The sequence below is a fragment of the Capsulimonas sp. genome (assembly GCF_039929585.1).
Lineage (GTDB): Bacteria > Armatimonadota > Armatimonadia > Armatimonadales > Capsulimonadaceae > Capsulimonas.
Window position 1 is genome coordinate 1 of the sequence record NZ_JBDSQY010000038.1, and the last position, 4,902, is coordinate 4,902.

5 protein-coding genes are annotated in these 4,902 nt (G+C 57.4%); all 5 read right to left on the bottom strand.

Annotated features, from left to right (window positions below):
• Positions 1 to 183: 183 nt before the first annotated feature.
• A complete protein-coding gene (locus ABIZ35_RS02290; RefSeq protein WP_348218251.1) occupies positions 184 to 972 on the bottom strand; it encodes an ADP-ribosylglycohydrolase family protein in 789 nt (262 codons plus the stop codon).
• 21 nt (positions 973 to 993) lie between these two features.
• Complete coding sequence (locus ABIZ35_RS02295) at positions 994 to 2,142, bottom strand: hypothetical protein (RefSeq protein WP_348218252.1); 1,149 nt, start codon at positions 2,140 to 2,142, stop codon at positions 994 to 996.
• Positions 2,139 to 2,747, bottom strand: a complete 609-nt coding sequence (locus tag ABIZ35_RS02300) for a hypothetical protein (protein WP_348218253.1) — start codon at positions 2,745 to 2,747, stop codon at positions 2,139 to 2,141. The genes ABIZ35_RS02295 and ABIZ35_RS02300 overlap by 4 nt, the downstream gene beginning before the upstream one ends.
• Before the next feature lie 10 nt (positions 2,748 to 2,757).
• Complete coding sequence (locus tag ABIZ35_RS02305; RefSeq protein WP_348218254.1) at positions 2,758 to 4,383, bottom strand: substrate-binding domain-containing protein; 1,626 nt, start codon at positions 4,381 to 4,383, stop codon at positions 2,758 to 2,760.
• A 265-nt stretch (positions 4,384 to 4,648) separates the two neighbouring features.
• Positions 4,649 to 4,902, bottom strand: a 254-nt coding sequence (locus tag ABIZ35_RS02310; protein ID WP_348218255.1) for a YHS domain-containing protein, incomplete at its 5' end; no start/stop codon positions are given.

Genomic DNA, 4,902 nt, shown 5'->3' on the forward strand with positions numbered 1-4,902 from the left:
CAGAGACGCTTTCGGATCAACGGAGCCTCTTTGACGAATGAAGTTTTGTAAGGACTATGTTCGAGAGATCCGAATCTCTTCCAAAAGCATTGGGCTTTAGCCCGTTGTATTTTACTTCTGGGGGACCGGAAAATGCCACAGTCCGAAATCTGGTCCCCCAGAATTGGGGCGGAGGGGCTACTCTTAGTTGCCAGTAAAGGTCGCCTGAAACTCTTCGACGACAGTGCGTAGCCGCGTGTCCAAATGCTTCCGCGTCCGCTCGGCGATCGGGCCGGGCACGCCGCCGTAGAATGCCTCGGCGATGGACCCGGCCATACACGCGATGGTGTCGCTATCGCCGCCGATGGAAATCGCCTTGCGTACGGCGTCTTCAAAGTTCTCGGATTCTAAAAATGCGGTGATGGCCTGGGGTACGGAACCCTGGCACGAGACGTAAAACCGATAGTGTGGGCGGATCTCATCGAGTGTTGGAGCGAGGTCGTACGAAAAACGCTCGATAATTTCACTCTTGATCGCCGCTTTACTAGTCCCTTGCCGAGCGAGAAACACAGCAGCGGCGATGGCCTGCGCGCCTTTGATTCCCTCGGGATGATCGTGCGTCACCTCCGCGCTGATCTTTGCCTCCGCCAGCACTTCCTCCAAAGTCTCAAACGCATATCCAATCGGACTGACACGCATCGCGGAGCCGTTTCCCCAGCTTCCGTAGGGCAGGCGATTGCGTGAGCGCGCCCAGTCGAAGAACGTTCCGCCAAAGCCCGCATCGGGGTAAACGTGGAACCACTCATGAAACTTATCCACATACGCCTCGTGGCTGCCAGCCCCGCCTTCCAGTAGGACTTCGGCGACAGCCGCCGTGAGCACGGTGTCATCCGTAAAGCGGCAATGGCCGCTGAACAGTGGGAAGTCCGTAAACTTGACGTTGTTTCGCTCGTAGATTGAGCCGATTACGTCGCCTGCGATTGCGCCCAGCATTGCTGCACCTCCTGAACTGTCTTACGGTCCGCTTACGGCATTGATAATCTTTTTCATCACGCGCGGCGTCGGCATCGGCATGACATTTTCGATTCGGGCGGGAATCCCAGCGAGTTTGAGCACGCTCGGGTCGTTCTGCGCGCCGAGCAGGCCGGAGCGGAAGCCGTGCTTTTCCCAGGCAATCTTTTGGATTTCGGGATCGTGCAGAGCGTCCAGCAGCTTGACGCCGTTTGCGTTCAGCGCGATCAGCGGGTGGCTGCTCCATACAGTGGGGCGGGGATACAAAATTTGGATATGTGTCTTGAGCATGTCTCGGTATTGTGCGTTCTCCATGCCGAACTCCACCAGCTGACTTTCGTAACCGACCACCATCGGGCTGGTTCCCACACCCATCTTTAGGAATTGGTCAAACTGGTCAGAGGAACTTGTTTCCATGAAACCCTGACGGACAAAAAAGGATTTTACCGTGGGAAGAGTTTTACCGACTGTCGAATCATTTACAACTTCACCCCCGTTGGTAATGTTGGCGAGCAGGCCGGCGAACATCATGCCGGAATTGCTCTTGCTCGGATCAGTGGAGCGAACGATAATCCCCGCGTAAAGGTTGTCAAGGCCGATTGACTTCCATGTGGCCTTCTTATTGATCATGTCGACGAGTTTCGGAAGATCGACAATGTAGTACTCCGCGCCAACCTTACGCACGACGCCGACTTTGATAAGGGCGTCGGTAACAATGTCCCAGGAATAGATCACAATGGGGGAGTTAAAAATAATATCGGACTTCACAATTTTGCTGGCGCCGTTCTTGATTTTGCTGGCGCTATCCTTGTGAACCCGATCGACGTAGATTTCCTGCGCTACCTGACTGGAGGGCCACAGGAAATCCTGTCCAGTGACGTCTCCCTCGACCATGTCGATCGAGCCGAGTTTGGTGGCGCTGACACGGATTCCGTATTTGTCGCTGAGTATTCGCGTGACATCCGGGTCGGCGAGAAAACCGAGTTTCTCGCCGCCGATATATCCCTTGACTTCGGTGATCTCGGCGGCCGGTTTGCCGTTGGCGGCTTGCGTGGGGCCGGAAGTTGTTGTCGCCTTCGGACGTGTCATCGCGTAAACGGCGACGATGAGGGCGACGGCGATCAAGATGATCAGTCCCGCTCTCTGCTTCATTCGGTGTTTCCTTTTCCCAGATAGATCTGGTTCAGCTCCTGCATCGTCGATTTGTACGTGTCGATGTGCGCGGAGAACGTGGCGGCGTCTTCATCCACCATCTGGGCGTTTATGTCGTCGAGCGTCTTGAGCACTGACGTGATATAGTCGGTGAAGTCTCGGATCGCTGGGTGCGAGGGATCGCGCAGCCGTCCGGCGAGGGCCGCGAAGCGCTGGGTGTTTTCGATCGTGGCGACCAGGCATTCGCGGATGTACTCCCGCCAGTGCGCGTCCTGATCCGGGTTCAGATCTAGATAGGCGAGAATGGAGGCGGCGCGGGCGGCGATATCGCGGACGCGCCGTTCGATCTCTCGGTTCACCAGGCTTTGCCCAAGCTGGTTCAATTGCGCGGCCAATTGCTTCTCGGACACCTGAACGGGAGCTGGAGGTTGGCGCATCATGAGTGACGCTCCCCAGTAGATCAGGCCCGCGAGCACGACGGCAAGAATCGGGTGCATGTGCACCAACTCCACGAGCAGCGCCAGCGCGACGGCAGCGATGACGCCCGGAATGATGTCCGACTGTCCAGAAGGCTTCTGTCCCGACGGGTTCGTACCTTGCGTCACAAAACGCTCCTTAATTGTAACCCTTGACTTCGCGGAAGGCGCCGGCGAGGTTCTTCGATCCGTCGAAGATCTTGCCCGACGTGTGATCCGTCATCTGCTGCAATTGGCTCTTGTCCGCTTCGCCGAAGAGAATGGCGAAGACAGGAACGTCCGTCTTCAATCCCATCGTGTCGACATGCTGGGTGAACTGGCCGAACAGGTTCGTGTTCGACTGTCCGTCGGTCATCAAAATGACCGCCGGGAAGTTCTGTTCGAGATTCGGCTGCGCCTTGATGATGTCGAAGGCGCGCATCGCCGGATGGTAAATATCCGTGCCGCCCTCAGCGTTCAGCGCGTTGATCTTGGCGTCGAGCGCGCTTAGCGCATCAGGATCGTTCCCCGCCGCCGACCATTCACCCAGAATATGGTCGCTGAAGGCGATGACGGTCGTTTTGTCCTGCGGCGAGGCTTGCAGAAGCTGCTGCTTGGCTTGCTGCTGATCGAGCAGAAGGCGCATGGCGGACTTCAATTCTTCTTCTCCGTTCCCCTGCATGCTGCCGGAGAAGTCCAGGCAGTACACAGTGAGCGACGGTTTGCGCAGAGCGCTTTGATAGAGATTAAGAGCCGCTCGAAGCACTTCCGCGCTCGGGTAACGAATGGGAGAGAGGACGCGTTTGGCGTCGATCCCCCAATCGGGGTTGAAGACGGACGCATCGGCGTTGGTGAGCGACATGCCGACCAGCCCGACGCGCCGTCCCTGCGCGAGAAGCTGCTGCTGGATCGGCGGCGACAGCAGATATTGCTGCAAGTCGAGGAACTGCTTTTCCTTCGCGGCGTCCCCTTTGTCGATGTATCCCAGCGGGGAGTCGGCGATGGTGAGGCCGTCGACGGGATAGATTACATACAGCGGCTCTTTGCCCGCCGCTACCAGCTCCCGGTCGGCGTCGATGATCACCGATTCGTAATTGACCATGCCGTCGTAGCTGTCGTACTTCGAAAGAAACAAATCCTTCAGCCATCCGGAACTGCCGGCCGAACGGTTGACGGTGCTGAGAATGCGCTTGATCTTCGACTGAAGCTCGGGCTTTTGCAGCTGCGCCATCGTGAGCACTTCGGGTTTTCCGGAGAAGGCGTAGAGGTAACCGATGTAGGCCGACGCGCCGGAGTTACTTTGCGTCGCCGATGTCATCATATAACGCAGTTTGCCCGCTTCGGCGGCGTTCAGGATCTGCTCGACCGTGACGGGCTTGCCCACCCAGCCAAGCTTGGCCGCGACGGACTTTTTGACGCCGAACACCACGGGGGTGCGCATGATGCTTTCGGAATGCTTGACGAGTTTATGCTTGTCGCCAAGGGTGTTCCAGAGGGAGTTCGCGGTCCAAACCGCGTTGTCCGTGATGGTATTGTTCTCCAGCTTCTGCATGATATCCACAGAGCCGGAGTAATTCATTCGAACATTTAGGTGGTGATCCTGAGCGTACTTTTGGATGATCGGCTCCAGAGGCTTGTTTTCCGAGCCGGAGAGGATCGTGAAATCCGCCGCCGGCGCTGTGTCCGTCGAGCCGGGATCGCCGTTTTGCTGCGCTGTCTGCGTCGGAGCGCATCCACCGAGCGCGCCGATCGTCACGGCCGCTGCGATCGCCCAAATCCATTTCATCGATACCGCCTCCCGCCGCATCTGCGGCTGCGCGAACATTCCTATGATAGTATGCCATGGCGAAGTTCGAAATGCCGTCGCCTGAGCGATGATCCGCTAAGATTTCTCGGATCGCCTGTCAGTAAGTGAGACTCGTTCGGGAGGGAAAAGTTGCAGGAGAGTGAGGAAGTGATCGTGGCGAGAATCGATCATCCCGGCAGGCCCTAAGGCTTGCCGGGATGATTCGGTGGAGACGGGGCGGCGGCTTGCGCGCCGCCCTCAGTATTTAGTGGCCCTTGCCGACGAATTTGGCGGGGGTCTTGTCGAACAGCATTTTGCAGTTCGATGTGCAAAAGTAATAAGTCTTCTTCTTGTAGACGCTCTTGCCGACGGCGGCTTTCGCCGACGGAATGCTAAGCTTTGTGACGGGGCAGATGAGGCTCCCTTGCGCATGGGCGCTAACTCCGCAAGCGAGGGCGGCGCAAAGAGCCAGGGCGGAAATCACGTTTTTGATGGTCATATTGGGTCGTTCCTGTTGTG